We start from the raw sequence: 18,794 nt of genomic DNA, 5'->3' as shown, positions 1-18,794 counted from the left end.
CTAGCCGTTCTCATGAAGGCCAGAGGGGTGTTGTTGGTTTTATATAAAAAATTCAATTCGTCGATAGAAGCTTCCCTTATACTTGAACAGCCGCTTTCGGTGTATCGAAACGTTTGCCGACTAATGGAGCGAGCTTCTCCAGATCGCGGAGCAATGCAGCAAATTGATCAGGGAACAAGGACTGTACCCCATCGCCTGTCATCGAATTGTCCGGATCAGTATGCATTTCGATAATGAGCCCGTCCGCGCCTGCGGCAACCGACGCTTTCGTCATCGGTTCTACCAGCTCGCGTCGGCCCGTGCCATGGCTCGGGTCGGAGATGACCGGCAGATGGCTCAAGCCCTGCAATACCGGGATCGCCGACAGATCCAGCGTATTTCTTGTGTAGGTTTCAAACGTTCGGATACCGCGTTCGCAGAGCATTACGTTCGGATTCCCGCCTGCCAAAATGTACTCCGCCGCATTCAGAAACTCGTCGTAGGTCGCGCTGAAGCCGCGTTTCAGCAGCACCGGTTTGCCGCAGGTTCCTAGCTTGCGCAGCAAGTCGAAGTTTTGCATGTTGCGCGTACCAACCTGCAGAATATCCGCATACTCTGCGCATACATCAACGTATTCGGGCGTCATCACTTCCGTAATCGTAAGCAGGCCATGCTTTTTCCCAGCCTCGGCCATCATGACCAGTCCTTCTACCCCAACGCCCTGGAAGCTGTATGGGCCCGTCCGCGGCTTGAACGCTCCGCCGCGCAGCACCTGGCCGCCTGCCGCTTTAACCAGCCGGGCGATTTCATCGATCTGCTCCGGGGATTCCACAGCACATGGACCGCCCATGACGACGAGATCCCCGCCGCCAATCTTCACGTCCCCGATCTCGATCACCGTATTCTCCGGATGGAAATCGCGGCTGGCCAGCTTGTAGGATTTAGAAATTTTAATGACGTTTTCTACGCCCTTCATCTGGCGCAAGTGTTCGGCGAGCTTCGGCTCTATCGCGCCGATCAGCCCGATCACCGTACGGTCGCTGCCCCGCGAGACATGCGCCTGCAAGCCTTCCTTCTCAATGACGGCGATAATTTCCTGAATACGCTCTTCCGGCGTTTGGTTAGAAGTAATTACGATCACGATTCATCATCCTTTCATCGTTTCGGCCTGGCGGCCCTATCTATACATATCCAGACTTAGTTTGTCGCTTAAACGCTTGTTCGCTTTGAAGCTTTTAACCACTAAAGTAACTATAACCGAATCCGCTCACCTCGTCAAGCATTACATCCGGCTAAACGGCAAAAGCCGCAAACCTCATCTAGCTGGTTTGCAGCTTATCCTTGCCTTAGTTAGCGGCCTATTCTGCTCTTGTCAGACGCACGGCCATATACGGCCTGCCAGGGAGCTCGATGCGGAACGAGCCTTCGTGAACGCCAGCGCTCTCATCGATCGTCATGCCCCATGTGTCTATGATATCTACTTTATACTTGATGCCCGGCCTCATGTGGAAGATCCGAAATTTGGGCTGGTTGAAGCCAAAGTAATAGACATAATATTCATCTCGAATGCCCGCGCAGGGAAGATCCCAGTCCGAGCGCAGCGGCTCCCAGCATTGTCCAGGGGCTTCCTCGACCAGGCTGCGTAAGAAACCGATCCGCGCGGGGCTATCCCCAACCAGCCTGCCGCCTTTGGACCACCACAACACTTCCTCGTCGTTCAAATAAGTTTCCCCATGGCCGACATATCCTCCGCGGATCGTTCCTTCCCAGAATCTCCGCACCATTTCCTCGCCGGTAATGTTCCCCCAGCCCTGGTCGATATCGCCCTCATAGGCGCACTCGTCGATAACGATCGGTTTGTCCCAGCGCTCCCGCCACTCCAGCGTGGCCTCCGAGGTTTTGTAGACATCTATTCTTTGCAGGCTGCAGTGAGTCAGCCAAGGTTTGCTGTGATCGTAAAAATTCAGCCAATTGTGATTCGACAGCAAATGCCCGTATGGATCGTTCTCCGTAATAATTCGGGCATAACGCTCCCAATCCTCGCCGGTTTTGGCCCACATCAAATCATATTCATTGGCGAGCGACCACCAGACATGACGGTAAGCGGACAAGCGGGCCACGATATAACGCAAATAGAGGTCATCCTCCTCCCGGCTCATTTCCGAGAACCCCCATCTGTCGTACGGATGGAACAGAATAAGATCCGCTTCGATGCCAAGGCGTCCCAAATCGGCGATCCTCTGCTCCAAATGCTCGAAGAATTCAGGATTAAATACGCTGAAATTCCAGCCTTCCCGGATGGAGCCTTCATAAGGATAGAGCTCGGGCTCGTTCAGGTTATAGAGATATGATTTTGGAAAAACGCACATCCGCATTTTATTGAATGGCGAGCGCGTGAGCGACTCCAGTGTTTGCTGTTCCAGCTCTTCCCCCTGATGCGTCCAGACATAGCAGGTCGTGCCAAACGGCAAATAAGCCGTGCCATCCTCATAGGCGAAATGATATTTGTCACGAACCCGGACCGGGCCATGATTCCCCGCCTCAGGGGCGGTGCAAACGAAGATTCCCTCGTGTCCGTCCAGCGCTTTTTCCGTGCTCTCCGTCCGGTAAGTCCAACGCCCCTCTTCACCAGGCATCATACGAATTTTATAAACTCCGTTTCCGTTATAAAACCCTGGAACACGTATGCTGCGCCCATCTTCCTCACAGACAAACGTCGCCTTCAGATCGATGTCCGTATACGGATTTCCATAAGCCGGCCCTCTCAGCTCCAGCTCATAGACACCCCATTTGGCAGCAGATTTCGGAGAGCTTATCAGACCTGCGCCTTCACTATGGCGCCCAATCTCCGCAGCACCCTGTGGGGCTTCCTGCGGCTTATTCACCATTTCCGCACGCCGTTCCAACAATTTGGTGGAAGGCAGCTGAGCGAGCTCTTGAAGAAATGCCGCCCTTTCTTGATCCGTGAAGCCCAGCTCCTGCCGAGCATCTAGAAACTCCTGAAGCGTCATAATTTTATAGGCGAAGGCAAGATGCCTCTCCTCTGCAAGGAATGAGAAATGCTTTTCTAATATGCTCCCAGCTGCTGGATCCGTCCATATCCTTCCAATTCTATCCTGCTCCGTAAACATCATGTATCCTCCTTTTCGTTAGCCTTTTACGGCTCCGGCCATCCCCGAAACGAAATATTTCTGAAAGAACAAGTAGACAGCCAAAATCGGTACGATCGATATAAGCACGCCCGCGCTCAGCAGCGTATAGTTCGTGGAATGCTGGCCCTGAAACGTAAGCAGGCCTGCCGTAACCGGCTGCATCGAATCCTTCGTAATAAAAATTTGCGCCAGCAAAAATTCATTCCAGGTCGACAGAAAGTCGAGAATGATCAAGGTCGCAATCGCCGGCATCGCGATCGGCAGTATAATGCGGAAAAATTTCCCCAGCTCCGCGCATCCGTCAATATAAGCCGCCTCATCCAATTCCTTCGGAATGGAGCGAAGAAAGCCTCTCAGCACCATAATGCCAAACGGAATCCCAAAGCCGATGTACACGATAAAAATACCAGGATACGTATTTTCAAGCCCGAAATAATTGAGCATCATATTGAGCGGAACTAACGTTGCCTGGAACGGGATCATCATGCCGACCAGAAATACCGCAAACAGTGCGTTTGCCCATTTGAACCCCATCCGGGTCAGCGCGTAGGCAGCCAGCGCTTCAATCAGAATCCCAATCGGAACCTTCACGACGGAAATAACGAGACTATTGCGGATATACAGCTTCATCTTATCCCAGGCCTCCGCGAAATTGCTCCATTGGAACACTTCCGGCAAACGGTACACCGGATTTCTCATCAAATCGGCATTGGATTTCAAGGCCGTCATGACGATAAACGCGATAGGAATAAGAAAGAGCAGGCTCAGGACGATGAGTAATATATAGGTAGCCGCCTTCGAAACAGCGGATTGTTGTACTTCTTCCATAGGGACTTCACCCTCTTTCCCGAAAATCACAGATGCGATTTCTTGTTTGTATAGAAGACGTAAGGAATGATAACAGCCATTGCGACCAGGACAAGGAACCACGAAATAGCCGATCCTACGCCGATATTGTTGAATTTAAACGTCTGATAATACATCCATGAAGAGAGCACCTGCGTGCTCTGTGCCGGCCCGCCGGCCGTCATGCCGTAGATGATGTCATATACCTTCATGGCATTAACCATTGTCGTCGCGAACACGATGACGAATGTTTCGCTGAGCAGCGGGATCGTGATGAAGCGAAACGATTGCATCGGTCTGGCTCCGTCGATAATCGCCGCCTCATAGCAGTCCTTCGGAATGCTCTGCAGGCCGGCAAGAAATAGAACCATTGGCAGCCCTACGCCCTGCCATACTGCGGCAATAAACACCGCATATAGAGCGGTTTTCGGATCGGCCAGCCACGTGTGAGCCAAATTCCCCAGCCCGATGGCCTCCAGCACCGTATTGAAAAATCCCCTCGTTGGATGATACAGCCAGGTCCACATGAGGGCGACGATAATGCCTGATAATACATAAGGAAAATAAAACACGCCGCGAAACAGCGATCTGCCCTTTATTTTCCGGTTTAGCAGCAGGGCGAACAACAATCCTAGTCCGATAATGATCGTTAATGAACCGGCCAGCCACAACACGTTGTTTTTCAAGGCCGTCTGAAATACGGTATCCTCAGTCAGCAAATAAATGTAGTTTTGCAATCCGACAAACTGCTTGTCCGGAGATATCCCATTCCACTTGTAAAAGCTGAGCTGAAGTGTATACAGCGATGGCGCCACGATGACGGCGAGATAAATGAGCAGCGCCGGCAGCAGAAACGTCCACGGCTTCCAAGCTTTGAGTTTCATACCTTGCCTCCCTCGCACAAGGCCCCAGCATAAGAAACACGTTTAACAACGTACTTTCTATGGAGCCCGACCGCTTTTTGCGGTAGTATTCCTTGTGATATCAAGAAGCTAAAGCTCCGTGCTTATTGCTTTCTGATATCCAAGAGAACAGCCTTCCGGCTGTTCTCCCAAGCTATGCTGCTGCCACTTCTAGTTGCTGTTGCTCTTGTACGACTCAGCTGCCTTCTGAATTTCCTTCGCAGCCTGTTCTGGCGTCCATTCATTCAAAATGACTGCATCCTGAGCTTCAAACAGCTTCTGTACAACCGTCTGGGGCAGCGCTTGATCCGCGATCAGGAAATTACCGCCCTTGATCATTTCCGCCATCTCGGACGTATGTGGAGACTGCTCCGAAGTTTTGAACTGCTTCAAGGCCGGAGAGCCGTATACATCGATATATTCATTTACGACTTCCTCGCCGGTAATATATTCAGCCAATTTCAAGGCTGCTTCCTGCACCTGTGGTTCAGATCCTGCGTTAATCTGGAACATTTCCGCAAAGCTCGACATCCGGACTGGCTCCTGGTCCGTCGGGAATTTAAAGGTGCCGAAATCGTTAGGATCCGCTCCAGCCTGGCTAATGCTCAGATCAACCCATGCCCCCTCTAGCGCAAAGCCTTGCTGCCCATGATACATCGGCGTTTCCGCTTCAAGCGGGTCCAGGGTGATGAAGCCTTTCTCGAAATAGCCTTTATCGGACCAATCCTTCAGCTTCTGGAAAGTCTGAACGACGGCCGGATCATCCCAGGAGGCTTCCAGCGCGTTCAACCGGTCATGAAGCTCGGTTCCGCCGTAATGCTCAATAAGCTGCTCCACCCAGCGCATCAGCATCCAGCCGCCTTTGCCGCCAACGGCAAACGGCGTAATCCCCTGATCTTTCATCAATTGCAATTGCCCCTCGAATTCGGCGAACGTAGCCGGCGGCGTTAAATTCAATTTTGCATACAGCTCCTTCGGATAGAAGACCGAGAGAGATGCTAGATGGAACGGCACCCCGTAGGTTTTGCCGTCATATTGAACCAAATCAAGTGCAGCAGGATTATAAATGTTCTCCCATCCATGGTCTGCCGCAACCTGCGTCAAATCCATAGCCAGGCCGTTCTCCGGGTAAAAGGAGCCGAGCGAGCCGCCCCAGGTGAACCACATATCGGGCAGCGTTTTGGAAGACGCCGCTACCTTCAGCGATTCCTTTAACGGGTCTGTTCCATAATAAGTAGGCTCCACTTTAATATCCGGATTTTCGCTCTGGAATGCTTTGATGATCGGCTCCAGATAAGAATTCTGATCATTGAGCACCCAAACCGTTACCGTAGTCTTCTGCCCTTCCCCACTGCCGGAGCCGCTGCTGCCGGAAGCTTTCTCCGTACCTGCCCCTCCGCCGCAGGCCGATAACATCAGGACGGCTGACATCACGACCGCAAGCATGGCTGAAATACGTTTCCTATTCATTGAATAACCCCCTCTTTTGATGTTCTTAAGTCATGGCTGCCTATTGGCTTGCTTCTAAGTCTACTACCGAGAAGCCGTGCCGGGTATGAGGGAAGCATGTCATTTTCTACGCGATCATATCGTCTTGCTCCGCCCGTAAACCGGGCATTTTTCTCCTGAAATAGACGAATCATGCTGTTTCCTACATTCCTATGCACTAACGGTTCCGATACTCCAGCGGGGTCATACCGGTTCGTTCCTTGAACAGCTTGCTGAAATAGTGCGGGTTCGTATAACTCAGAATTTCACTGATTTCGTAGATCTTCTTATTCGTTTCCCGCAGCAGCTTTTGGGCGTATATCACTTTGTTGCGTATGACGTAATCGCTAAAACTCTCTCCTACTTCCTTCAAGAAAATCCGGCTCAAGTAACTCGAGCTGATCGGAATGGATTCCGCTACCTTCATCAAGGTAATATCCTCTAGCAGATGGTTATCGACATATTCTTTAGCTAACCTGACATGCAGGCTGTCGCTCTGCTGATTCACCGGGAACTTCAGCTCAACCTCCAGGTATGCTTCCGGTATTTGCCGAAAATCATCATAGACCGAACTGCAGGAGTAAATGATTGAGGCGTTGAGCAGCTCGAAAACTTTGCTCCGCAGCCTGTCCAGGTACTGCTCCTTGCTCTGGTGATCCTCCAGGCCTTCCTTGGATTTGGCCGGCGCCAGCCATAGTATTTCGCGGTGATTGCGGTGAAACACAATACCTCCCCAGTCCCTGGCTACATATTCGTCGATCAAATACCGAATGGACATGAATTTGAGATGATCCCTGGCAGAGGCCGCGGCCATATGGTCAGCTGCATCATCGCGAAGCCGCATTGCGGTAATCCACAGCCCCTCGTTAAACTGTCCTTCCGCAAGCTCGGGAAGCAGCATTTTTTGGGGATACGTGTAAGCATCCAGCAAAGAAACGAACCAATCGTTCCGCTCATCCTCTGACCACTTTCTTTCAGGTGCCCTCGCCGTGCTCTGCTCCAACAGCTGAATAGCTTTGCGAAGCGCTGCTGTCACTTCCTTCTCGTCCATGGTAGGCTTGTGGAGATAATCCAGCGCTCCAAGGCGAATCGCCTCTTTGACATAGGGAAAATCGTCATAGCTGCTTAAATAGATAACCTGTATATGCCCGCCATGTTTCTCGCGGATATACCTGCCTAGATCGAGCCCGTCCATGCCAGGCATGCGAATGTCGGTCATCACGATGTGGATGTCCTCGGCTTCCAGTACCTTCACCGCTTCTTCTCCATTGGAAGCCTCAGCTTTCCAGCATACGCCCTGCGCCTCCCAATCCACCATGTAACGCAATCCCATTCTGACAATCGCTTCATCCTCAACGACAAGAAGATTCCACATCCTAAATCTCCTTCCTTACCGGTTTATAGGGTATTGTAACTATAACTGCCGTTCCCGGCGCCAAACGTCTCAGCGTCAGACCGTATTCTCGGCCGAACCATAGCCGTATCCGGTCATTCACATTGTTTATTCCAATATTAGCGCAATCGTCTTCCCGCCTTTCCTGCAGCAGGTTCTCGATTTGCTCCTCGGTAATTCCTGTTCCGTCATCCATGATCTCAATGCATAAGGTACGGCCATCCTCCAATAGACGCGCCCTGATGATAATCATCAAAATACGGCTTAGTCCCCTGGAAGCATGAAAAATTGAATTTTCCAAAACCGGCTGAAGCAGCATGGCCGGTATGCCTGCATCCGCCAACGAATCCGGGATGTCCCACTTCACTTCAAAAGTATTCGTATACCGCAAATCCATCAGCTTCTCGTAGTCCTGCAGGAGCTCGATTTCTCTGGAGAGCGGCATCAGCTCATCATTCAGCTTGAGATAGGATTGCAGCAAACGGTTTAGCGAATGGATCAGCTTGGCGATTTGCGGAGACTGCTGTAATATGGCCAGCATCCGAATGGAATTCAGCGTATTATACAAAAAGTGAGGCTGTATCCTGACCCGCAGCGCGTACAGCTCCGCCTTCCGCTTCTGCCTTTCCTTTTCGGCAATCGAGTGGATCAGCTCATTTAGACGTTTGACCATCCGGACATAGCTTAAATGCAGCTGGCCGATTTCGTCATACCGGTTGGGCGCCTCAAGAATTTCGAATCGGCCGGTCTCCACATTGCGCATGGAACGGATTAAGCGGCGAATCGGTCCAGCCAAGCCGTTGGCCAGCAGCCAAGATACCGCCGCCGAGGCGAACATCAGCACAGTGGCGATTACGACGGTATATTGGCGTATCTTGCTCGTTCCCTGCAGAATATCAGTTTGATTTTTGCCCATATAAATCGTCCAGCCTAAATACTTGTTCATCCTTACAACGCCGCTGTATTTCACATTTCGTTGTTCTAGACTGCTGTCGGCAATCCACGTTCCATCCGCGCCGCTGTCCAGTGGATGCTCCAGCAAATGAGCCGCCAATTGTTCGTCCGAAGCATAGACCAGCTGATTGTCCGCATCGACGACCGTGACGACCGTATCGCGGAGCTGCGAGGAGGTAATGATTCTCTCGATGAAATCGGGAGAAATGTGGATAGCAATGACGGCAAGAGGCCGCATTTGCTCGTCCAGCAGCAATCTGGACACCGTTACGGCCTTGAAAACTTCTCCTTCGAATTGTTTAACCTCGTGTACGCCCGAGACGACAAATCCCCCGTTTTTCTCCAGAGCCTCCTGGTACCACTTTTCTTCAGTCACATCATAATTTTTGTTCATGGTAGATGAGCCGCTGAGCCGGTAACCGCTGATGCTTTCGTTCATTCCGTAGAACACCATTCCTTTGATCGACTTGTTAATCGAGGGATAGGCGCTCATCAAGCGAATGAGCTGTTTCTGCGCATTCAGCTCCGCGGAGCCCCATTCTTCCTGGGGAACGTAAGGCTGATTAAATATTGTAAACGCTTCCGGCATATAGTAAGGCAAAATGCTGAAGCGGTCGAAGTCGCTAACCTGCTTCTCGATCGCCGTAATTAATTGCCTGGCAATAATCTGCAAGTCCTGCTCTGTCTGCTGCATTAAAGTTTCCGAGGATTTTTTGTAAGCGATCGTTCCCAGCAATAAGACGGGCAAACTGCTGGCGATAATGAGCACAATAAATAATTTATGATGATAAGATAGCCGCTTCCAAAGCATAATTTAGCCCCCATACTCTCGTTGTCTTTCTTTCAGTCTAATCGGGACAGGATCCATTATCCATCTGCAAATTTTGTTTTTTCCACCCGTTTTATGCGGTCACAACTCCAACAGGGAATAGCAATAGACCAATTATGCTATTTACAACACTTTTATGACTTTATGGACGCATTCAGCTCTCGTTCCATCCCCGCCGCGAACAACAGCAAAAAGCCGTCTCTTCCGGCCAATATACCCGGCCATCGAGACGGCTTCTTAGGAATGATTCCGCATATTAAGATTTCTTGGCAGCCTTCACGGGCGGCAGCAGCTTCTGCATATTCACCGTCCGTACGATCTCCCAGGTATCCGCGTTATTCGGGTCATACTGCTCCAAATAAGCGATAACCTCCTTCGTAATCGGCGTCGGCGTAGACGCCCCCGAGGTGACGGCCACTTTGCCGACTCCCTCCAGCCATTCGCGCTTCAGTTCGGTTACATCGGAAATCCGATAAGCCTTTACCCCGGCTATCTCCTCCGACACTTGGGCGAGACGGTTGGAGTTGTTGCTGCGCGGATCGCCTACAACGATAACGAGATCCGCCTGCCCGGCCTGCTCGGCTACCGCCTCCTGCCGCACCTGGGTTGCCAGGCATATTTCATTATGAATCTCTGCTCCCGGAAACCTCTCCAGCAGCTTCTTCATAATATGCTTGATATCCCATTGGCTCATCGTCGTCTGGTTCGTGATGACGATCCGGTCCGAAGCGATATTCAATGCATCGATCTCCTCTTCCTTCTCGATCAAATGCACGTGCTCTGGCGCAACCCCAATCGCCCCTTCCGGCTCAGGATGTCCTTTCTTGCCGATGTAAATGATTTCGTACCCTTCTGCGACCTTCTCCTCGATCAAGACATGCGTCTTGGTCACGTCCGGGCAAGTGGCGTCGACCGTAGTCAGCCCTTTATCACGGGCGATTTTCCGCACTTCAGGCGATACCCCATGAGCGGTAAAAATCACCGTGCCGCTCTCCACCTGACTGAGTATATCCAGACGGTTCGGACCGTCAAGCGTGATGATTCCTTCATCCTCAAAGGATTGAGTCACATGACTGTTGTGGACAATCATTCCCAGTATATATATCGGCCGCGGCAAATCGAGATTCTTGGCGGCTTGCCGGGCAAGCACCATCGCGTCAACGACCCCGTAACAATAACCGCGCGGCGAAATTTTGATCACTTCCATGATTTGCACCCTCGCTTTCTTGTTCCCTCGTATCCAAACCGGATCCTGATTAAAGGGCAACAATCTTAATTATAGCCTATTCCGGCTGGTCGTTAAAGACAACAGGGAGCCAGATCACAAAAGTTGTTCCCTCGCCGCGCCGGGTTACCACCTCGACTGAGCCCTGATGCTCATCGATAATCCATTTCGCAATAGAAAGGCCCAGCCCCGTACCCTGAGTGACTCCCCGGGATGGATCCGCCCGGTAGAAGCGTTCGAAAATCTGCGGAATTTCGCTGCGATCCATGCCGATTCCGCTGTCCTTGATCCGGATGCCGACCTGGTTGCCCGATTTGACCGCATCGATGACGACTTGCCCTTCGGGAGTATACTTAAAGGCGTTCTCAATAAAAATGAACAGCATTTGCTGCAGATAATCTTTATTGCCGTCGATGCAGGCGTCCTGGATGGCCGTTAAATCCCCCTGCAGCCATAAAGCCTTGCGCGGCAAGAAATTGGCCCGCCGTACGACCTCCTCCACGATCGGGCCCAGCATCTGCGGCTGCTTCTCGATCGTCTGCCCGGCATCGGCCCGGGCGAGCGACAGCATATCATTGATCAGGCGGCTCATCCGCTCAGACTCGTCGGCGATATCGCTTACGGCTTCTAGAGAGAATTTGCGGAGCTGCTCCTCATCCATCGCCCCCGGCTCCTCGCCCTCACGAACCCAGATTTTTTTCAGCAGATCAACGTTCCCCCGAATGGTGGTCAGCGGCGTTCTCAGCTCATGCGAAGCATCGGATACGAAGCGGCGCTGGTTCGCATACGCCTCATCCAGCTCCTTATAGAACCCTTCTGTCCGAGCCAGCATGTTGTTTACGGTGCCGATCAGCCTGCCGATCTCATCGCTGGGTCCATCATATTCTATGCGGACGCTCAGGTCCGTCCCCTTCTGAATCCCATTGGCTGCCTCGATAACCTTGCCGATGGGCGCCATCGACTGCCGGGCCAAGAATAAGCCGAATGTGCTTGCTACGGCAATCGTAATAAATGATCCGAACAGCAGCACGGTTTTCAGCTGATCCATGATCCGGTTCTCCGCATTGGTATCCGCGGCAAGCTGGAGCAGACCGACGATCGTATTGCCGTAAACAAGCGGCCGTTCATACAGCATATAAGAGTTTCCATTGATGGTGATGCTCTGAAACACACCTTTTTTGCCGATCTGATCGATGTCAGGAACCGGGAAGACCATTTCGCGGTTCAGCATGCCTTCGGAAATGCGCATGGAATTTTTGACATAATTGTTCAGCTGCCAGAAGATGCGGGCATCCTCTAAACGGAGGATTTGGTTGCGGTCCATTTGCAGATCCAGCCCTTGAGACAGGCTGACATTCTGGGATTTTTCAATCTGAGCCCCGTGCTCCTCGACCTTCTTCTTCACTTCCAGAAAAATGTTATATCTTACTATTCCATATATGGATGCGCCGAACATAATCAGCGTAATCGCTAAAATCCCCGTATACCACGCGGTTAGACGTAACCGGATCGACATGCCTAGGAATCCCCTCTCAGAATGTAGCCGGCGCCGCGGATCGTCTGAATGATGCGCTTTCCTCCATGCTCTTCCGTCTTCTGCCTGAGCATCGCAATATACACCTCGAGCACGTTCGATTCACCGCTGTAGTCGTACCCCCAAATTTTGTCCATGATCAGGTCGCGCGTCAGCAGCCGCTTCGGATTTTGCATGAACAGATGCAGCAGCTCAAACTCCTTGGCGGTCAGCTCCAGCCGCTGGCCGCCGCGCAGCACCTCGCGCGAATCCATATCCATAATGACATCCTCGAAGATCAGCCTGTGGCTTCCCGCCTCTCCTCCTGTGGAATCCTTGCGCCGCAGCAGCGCGCGTACCCGGGCCAGCAGCTCCTCCAGCGCAAACGGCTTCACCAAATAGTCGTCTGCCCCGGTGTCCAGCCCCTTAACCCGGTTCTCGACCTCGTCTTTCGCTGTCAGCATAAGTACGGGAACCGTGCTGCCCCCTTCCCTCAGCCGGCGGCACACCTCGAATCCGTCCAGCTTCGGCATCATCACGTCCAATATGATCAAATCTGGATCTGCAGTCAGCAGCATCGACAGACCTTCCATCCCGTCATTCGCCGTATAAACGTCATACCCTTCGAATGCCAGGCCCCGGCGGAGCATGGAAGTAATCTTTTCATCATCATCGATTACCAATATTCCCGATCTCACGGCCATCTCTCCTTTATACCAAAGCCGCTGTCTGCTTAACTCCGGTCTTGCGGCTTCATATCTATATTGTACAACAAATGTCTGCTTGTTTCGTCCGTATATACCTTATTGGCTATATTAAGAGGCGGCAGGGCAAATTAGCCGTGCCGCCTCTCTTTGTTTCTGCAGACTTCTCATTCGGTTTTATTGCTGGAGGTTAGGAAACTCGTTTTTGTCGCCGATCGTCACCTTCAGATCGATATTCTTGCCGTCGCGCACGATGTTAAATGTAACAACCGTACCTACGGTCTGCTTCTGAATATAAGCGATGAGTTCTTCCTTCGTCACGAATTTCTTGCCGTCTGCTCCAGTGATGATATCATATGGACGAAGATCGGCATTGTATGCCGGAGATTTGTAGACGATATCAGAGACGACGGAGCCTTCCTTCACATCGGTTCCCATCTGTTTCGCCACTTCATCCGTCATTGTCATCAGGGTCGCCCCAATGAACGGCACCGGCTTCTTCGGAATTTCCTCGTTATTCTTCAGCTTATCCAGCACTTCGGACACCGTAGACGTCGGAATCGCGAATCCGATCCCTTGAGCATCGGAGCTTACCGCCACGTTAATTCCCACAACTTCCCCGTTCAGGTTCAGCAGCGGACCTCCAGAGTTCCCCGGATTGATCGATGCATCAGTTTGCAGCAAATGCTCGTATTCCCGGTCCTTCTCGCCGTTCTCGCCAGCGATGCGGATGCCGCCTCTTTCCTTGGCGCTCAGAACCCCTGCCGTAACGGTATGGTCAAAGCCCTGCGGGTTGCCGATCGCTACCAGCCATTCGCCTACCTGCGTGTTGTCGGAGTTGCCGAGCGGAATGGAAGGAAAATTGCTGTCTCCTTCGATCTTGAGCACAGCGAGGTCGAGTTCATAGCTTGTACCAAGCACCTTCGCTTCATAAGGCTTCTCGCTGTCCTGAAGTGTTACTTGAACGATATCGGCATTATGCACGACGTGCTCGTTCGTCAGGATGTAACCCGTCTTATCGAAGATGAAGCCGGACCCGATACCGGTAGGCACCAGCTGGTTCGAATTGGAGGAGCCGGACCCGCCGCCGCTGCCTCCATTGTTTCCATACAGGTCGTCGCCGAAGAAGAAGCGGTAGAACGGATCGTTGCTTTGGCTCCGCTGGCTTTGTCTGCCGGCTTTAACCAGAGTCTCGATCTTCACGACAGCAGGACTAGCCTGCTGCACGACACTGGTAACGTCGCCGGGATTTGTCATCGGGAAGACGGCTGTCGAAGTCTTGGACGATGAGCCGCCTTCCCCTGCCGCCGTCTTGGATTCGGGTGCCGTTGTCGCCGGGACATGCGCTGCTGATTCAGGCGTGAACAAATTGGTCCGGTCTGCGAACACCATCGCTCCGGTCAGAATCAGCATGCCTGCCAGCATGCCCGCCAATACGGATTTGAAGGACGAGCGCTTCGGCCGTTCATTGTACTGCCAGTTGTTGTTCCTTGCTGCTGGCGGTGCCGAATTTCCCGTGCCGCTGCCGCCGAATGCGCCAGGCGAGCCTTCCGTAGAATTATAGCTCGTAAAAGAAGATGTAGGGATTGGCTTTACTGGCTGCGGCCTGGTGATTTCTACCTCCTCCGGCTGACGGCGTTCGTAGGATGGGCCTTGCCCGGATTCCTCGCCGTTTTTGCCATAGGATTGAAAAGGTCCGTATGAATAGTAATATGAAGAGGACGAGCCGGACTCCGGAGTTTGCTGCGGTTTGTCATTTCCGTTCTCTCCAAAGCCTTGACCCGGTTTATTTTTTTGATCGTCCATGGTGAATACCTCCTTGCCCCCGGCCTTACTGGGGTTCTTGTTTACTGTTCTTATTTTGTACTATAAACCTTAAACGTACCTTAAAAACAATTAAAAAGGAGATAAAAGCCTGAAACAACCCACTATTATGCTTCAGCAGCAGAGCAAGTCATGCTAGAAGCCTGTCACCCATCCTTGCCGGTGGGCATAAATCGCCAGCTGCGTCCGATCCTCCAGCTCGCATTTCATCAGCAGATTGCTGACATGGGTCTTCACGGTCTTGATGCTGATGTGAAGCTCCTCGGCGATGTCTTTATTGCTCTTTCCTTCGGCAATCAGCAGCAGAACTTCCTTCTCCCGCTCGGTCATGCCGGAATCATCGCCCTGCACGGTGCGCTGGCGCAGCCCGCGCGTTAGCGCCTGGGCGACGTCTCCAGTCATAACGGGCATCCCCCGATATGCTCCCTGCAAGGCATAAATGAGCTCGGCAGCCGAAACCGTCTTCAGCACATAGCTGACCGCACCCGATTCAATCGCCTGAACGACAAGATCGTCCTCGAGAAAGCTCGTCAGGATAACGATCTTTATTTCCGGATATCGGCCCAGCACCTCCTTCGTCGCTTCAGCCCCGTTCATGGAGGGCATCATCAAGTCCATCAGGACGATATCCGGCAGCCCACCCTCGATGCCTTGATCCAGCAGCTTGACAACCTGATCGCCGTCGCTGGCCTCCGCTACGACCTCAAAGCCCGGATCAAGCATTAAATACGTCTTGAGGCCCATACGGACCATATCGTGATCGTCCACGATCATCACTCTGATTTTCTTGTCGCTCATCTGGCGTTCTCCTCTCTACTCTTCTTCAAACTTAGGAATATGTACGCGAATCGTCGTCCCTGCCCCTGGCTTGCTAATAATTTCGACATTGCCGCCGAGCTTCTCCGCGCGTTCCTTCATCGTTGTAAGGCCGTACGAGCCCTGCTTCTGAGCACCGTTGCTGAAGCCCTGCCCGTCATCGCTGATGCTCAGTACAACCTGCCGCGGCCCTTCCCTCAGTGACAGGCTAACCAGCTTGGCCCCCGAATGCTTGACGATATTCGCCATCGCCTCTTGCACGATCAAGAACAGCTGATGCTCCTTCGCTTCGGACAGATCCCCCTGCAGATCCATGTCCTTCATTCCCCTCAGGCCATTCTGCCGGCAATAATCGGGAAACCACTGGTCCAGCGCTTCGGCCAGCGTCTTGCCCACAAGCTCCATCGGACGCAGCTGCGCAATAAGCGCACGCATCTGCTTCTGCGCCATGTTGGACATTTGGATCAATTGATCCAGCACAGTTTGCGCCTGAGCTTCGTTCATTTCCAGTACCTTTGGTAAAGAGGATGCCGCCATATGAATCGCAAACAGCTGCTGGCTTACCGTGTCGTGCAAATCGCGGGCAAGCCTCCTTCGCTCCTCGAGCACCGCTTTCTCCGCAGCCTGCTCCTTCTCGACCACTTCCCGCTCGCCAAACTGTTGAAGCAGCTTCATCTTCTTCTCGACGGCCTCTGTCATATTGTTAAATTCCTGGTAGACGCCGGAAAACGTCTGGTCAGCCGTATCCGGCATGCGAACTGCTAGATTCCCTTTCGCTACCTGAAGCATGTTCAAATGCAGGTAATCCAGCCGCCGCTGTATGCGCTGTCCGGCGATATATCCGATAATCAGAATAAACACAAGAATCCCCGCGATGATGTAAATCCATACCCGAGGATCAATAACATGGACGGCTCCGAAGATCGAGCCGACATAAAGAGCTACTGCCGTCAGACTGCCTGTCAGCAGGAAGTAGAGCAGCAGCTCCCATTTTGTATTTTTCAATATACGCTGTACGATCATAATCAGCCCACCATGTTTACTTTTACGTCGCCGACGAACACGCTGACGACCAGTTTAATGCGCTTGCCGGCCTCACCATAATGCGGCGACTGGGCATTCACGTTGCTTAAGAAGCCTCCGCGCTTTTGCGACAAAACCTTCAAATCGCCGATGAGCGCGCTGGAGGTAGCGGTAATTCCGATGTCCATATCCTCAGGAATGAACACCTTCACGTCACCGATAAATGCCGAGACATTGATTTTGGTTTCCCCATAAGGAATTTGCGCTTTCGTCAAATCGATAACCGTATCTCCGATGAAATGCGATATATTCATGGGCTGCAGTTGAAAATAATCCTGTCCGAGATGAACGTCGCCAATAAACCCCGCCTTTGTAATCACTTCCCGCTTGCTGGACTTCGTGCTGCTGCCGTGATAAGAATTGTAGTTCATTTTCTCGTCCTGCGGCTTCTCACCGAACTGCGCGTCACCTTTGTTCGTCGTACCGAAGATTTTATCAAGCGGCGATTCCATTTCCGGATGAAAGGCCGGATCGATCGGCGCCTCGAACGGGTTGTCTACCGGGGGCGGCGGCATAGGAGGCAGATCCTCCTTTTTCTCCTGGCGGTCCCTCGGTTTAAACAGAATGGATAGACCGAATATAATGAGCATGACCGGGATAAACATTTTGAAGAAATCGGAAGCATCAATATCGAGAAATCCTACATTTTTGCCCAGGAAGAACACGCCTAATACGATCAGAACCAGGCTCCAAACGAAGCTGGAGCTCTCGCGCTCCCTGTTCACCAGATGCAATATTCCGGCGATGATCAAAAATACGGGCCAATAGGTAGAAAACAAATAGCCGAGACTAATATCGGTGTAGCCGAGCTGATTCAGCAAAAAGACGACGCCGATTCCAATAAGCACAAGTCCTCCGAATATTCGGCCTGACATGTCGTTCTTCATTTACATTCCCTCCATCTTAAGAAGCACGATCTTATTCCTTGAATCTGTTCTAAGTGTACACCATCCTGCCGGGAAGGGACAGCGGCGGCAGATGGAAAACCATCTCCGTCCCGAGACCGATATGATTCCATTTGTTGGTATGTATCAAATATAAATCCCTGCTCCTAACAACAAAAGAGCGCCCTATTCAGGACGCTCGTGTTGCATTATTTTCCGCTTTGGTTGCTTGGGTTCGAAACAGCGTTGCGAGAAGCTCTCGCTTTTTGAGCGACCGTTTCCATGCTCTCTTCAGCGAATTCTTCATTGTATTTCTCGTTTGGCGTTTTGTAACCTGGAGAAGCTGCATTCTTTTGATTTTGGTTCTGATTTTGATTCGGCATCTGTATTCACCTCCCTTAAGCCGTCGCGTGCATAACATGCAGCGACTGCGTGGATGCATTCGTATTATGCAACCCGGGAAGCGATATTATGCAAACCCAAATCAAATCGCCTCATCCCAAATATCCTCAGGAATTTCCTTGTCGACCTGAAGCGCCTTGCCCAGCTCAAGGAACATCTCCTCCGTCAGCTTGCCCGTGCCTTTACGGATCACCTGCACCTCGACTTCCTTTTTGCCCCATTCTTTAAATACCTGCTTGGTTGTCGTAAAATACAGATCGATTTTGTTTCCTTTGATCGCTGAACCCTTATCAGCTACGACACCGTATCCATAACCCGGGATATACAAAATCGTCCCGAGCGGAAACACTTTTAAATCGGCGGCAATGGTCGAAATGGTATCCTTGTCCCTGCGCACCTTGACTCCGGAATAAGTGATGCCGTATCCCGGGTGGTTGGGTCGTTTGCCTGTAGATTCATAACCCGCCGTATAACCGGTAGCTACCACTTTTACTGTTTGAAACTTCGCTTTGGCCGTCTTTTCTCCAGCATTGGCGCCCGCTCTTTTATCGTGCTGCTCCGATGAGCTTGTAATATATACCGGCTGTGGAATAACTCCCTGCCGAGCTAGGATCGCAGTCGTCTTAAACGTGTTCATCGCCGCGATTTGTTCATAATTTTGCTGCTGAACCGGATTGGCATAAACCGTACTATCCTTACTCATCGATGACACAAGCACGAATATCAGCGTACAACACATACCAAGCCGATCCCAAAAAATAGTTTGGCGCATGTGACAATCTCCTCCCTTATTCCAGAGG

16 protein-coding genes are annotated in these 18,794 nt (G+C 51.7%); all 16 read right to left on the bottom strand.

Going from position 1 to position 18,794, the window contains the following annotated elements; translation table 11 throughout:
- Positions 1-76: 76 nt before the first annotated feature.
- Positions 77-1,120, bottom strand: a complete 1,044-nt coding sequence (gene aroF / locus MKX50_RS07940) for a 3-deoxy-7-phosphoheptulonate synthase (protein WP_213589056.1) — start codon at positions 1,118-1,120, stop codon at positions 77-79.
- A 217-nt stretch (positions 1,121-1,337) separates the two neighbouring features.
- On the bottom strand, positions 1,338-3,113 hold the full coding sequence (locus MKX50_RS07935) for a DUF5605 domain-containing protein (RefSeq protein ID WP_339159091.1): 1,776 nt from the start codon (positions 3,111-3,113) through the stop codon (positions 1,338-1,340).
- Between the two features lie 15 nt (positions 3,114-3,128).
- The gene (locus MKX50_RS07930) at positions 3,129-3,959 is read right to left on the bottom strand and encodes a carbohydrate ABC transporter permease (protein ID WP_213589058.1); all 831 of its coding nucleotides are present in this window, start codon (positions 3,957-3,959) and stop codon (positions 3,129-3,131) included.
- Between the two features lie 26 nt (positions 3,960-3,985).
- The gene (locus tag MKX50_RS07925; RefSeq protein WP_155609327.1) at positions 3,986-4,861 is read right to left on the bottom strand and encodes a sugar ABC transporter permease; all 876 of its coding nucleotides are present in this window, start codon (positions 4,859-4,861) and stop codon (positions 3,986-3,988) included.
- Positions 4,862-5,050: 189 nt separating this feature from the next.
- A complete protein-coding gene (locus MKX50_RS07920) occupies positions 5,051-6,349 on the bottom strand; it encodes an extracellular solute-binding protein (RefSeq protein WP_213589059.1) in 1,299 nt (432 codons plus the stop codon).
- 196 nt (positions 6,350-6,545) lie between these two features.
- Entirely contained in the window at positions 6,546-7,742 is a 1,197-nt protein-coding gene (locus MKX50_RS07915) for a response regulator (RefSeq protein ID WP_213589060.1), read from the bottom strand.
- Position 7,743: 1 nt separating this feature from the next.
- A complete protein-coding gene (locus MKX50_RS07910; RefSeq protein ID WP_339159088.1) occupies positions 7,744-9,525 on the bottom strand; it encodes a histidine kinase in 1,782 nt (593 codons plus the stop codon).
- Positions 9,526-9,799: 274 nt separating this feature from the next.
- Positions 9,800-10,750, bottom strand: coding sequence for a 4-hydroxy-3-methylbut-2-enyl diphosphate reductase (locus MKX50_RS07905; protein ID WP_213589062.1), 951 nt, complete (start codon positions 10,748-10,750; stop codon positions 9,800-9,802).
- Between the two features lie 76 nt (positions 10,751-10,826).
- Positions 10,827-12,284: a HAMP domain-containing sensor histidine kinase gene (locus tag MKX50_RS07900; protein WP_213589063.1), complete on the bottom strand. Its 1,458-nt coding sequence runs from the start codon at positions 12,282-12,284 to the stop codon at positions 10,827-10,829.
- A 2-nt stretch (positions 12,285-12,286) separates the two neighbouring features.
- A complete protein-coding gene (locus tag MKX50_RS07895; protein ID WP_280530398.1) occupies positions 12,287-12,979 on the bottom strand; it encodes a response regulator transcription factor in 693 nt (230 codons plus the stop codon).
- Positions 12,980-13,162: 183 nt separating this feature from the next.
- Positions 13,163-14,791: a trypsin-like peptidase domain-containing protein gene (locus tag MKX50_RS07890; protein ID WP_339159087.1), complete on the bottom strand. Its 1,629-nt coding sequence runs from the start codon at positions 14,789-14,791 to the stop codon at positions 13,163-13,165.
- Between the two features lie 153 nt (positions 14,792-14,944).
- Complete coding sequence (locus tag MKX50_RS07885) at positions 14,945-15,607, bottom strand: response regulator transcription factor (RefSeq protein WP_155609335.1); 663 nt, start codon at positions 15,605-15,607, stop codon at positions 14,945-14,947.
- Between the two features lie 15 nt (positions 15,608-15,622).
- On the bottom strand, positions 15,623-16,648 hold the full coding sequence (locus tag MKX50_RS07880; RefSeq protein ID WP_213589066.1) for a sensor histidine kinase: 1,026 nt from the start codon (positions 16,646-16,648) through the stop codon (positions 15,623-15,625).
- A 2-nt stretch (positions 16,649-16,650) separates the two neighbouring features.
- Positions 16,651-17,595 (bottom strand): cell wall-active antibiotics response protein LiaF, encoded by a 945-nt coding sequence (gene liaF, locus MKX50_RS07875; RefSeq protein ID WP_339159086.1) that lies wholly within the window; start codon positions 17,593-17,595, stop codon positions 16,651-16,653.
- Between the two features lie 206 nt (positions 17,596-17,801).
- The gene (locus tag MKX50_RS07870) at positions 17,802-17,975 is read right to left on the bottom strand and encodes a hypothetical protein (RefSeq protein ID WP_213589068.1); all 174 of its coding nucleotides are present in this window, start codon (positions 17,973-17,975) and stop codon (positions 17,802-17,804) included.
- A 101-nt stretch (positions 17,976-18,076) separates the two neighbouring features.
- Entirely contained in the window at positions 18,077-18,766 is a 690-nt protein-coding gene (locus MKX50_RS07865) for a 3D domain-containing protein (RefSeq protein ID WP_280530399.1), read from the bottom strand.
- Positions 18,767-18,794: the final 28 nt, after the last annotated feature.

Origin of the sequence: Paenibacillus sp. FSL W8-0186 (genome assembly GCF_037969765.1) — a bacterium.
GTDB classification, from domain to species: Bacteria; Bacillota; Bacilli; order Paenibacillales; family Paenibacillaceae; genus Fontibacillus; species Fontibacillus woosongensis.
The sequence above is the reverse complement of the archived record's forward strand: the minus strand, read 5'-3'. Positions and strand labels throughout refer to the sequence as shown.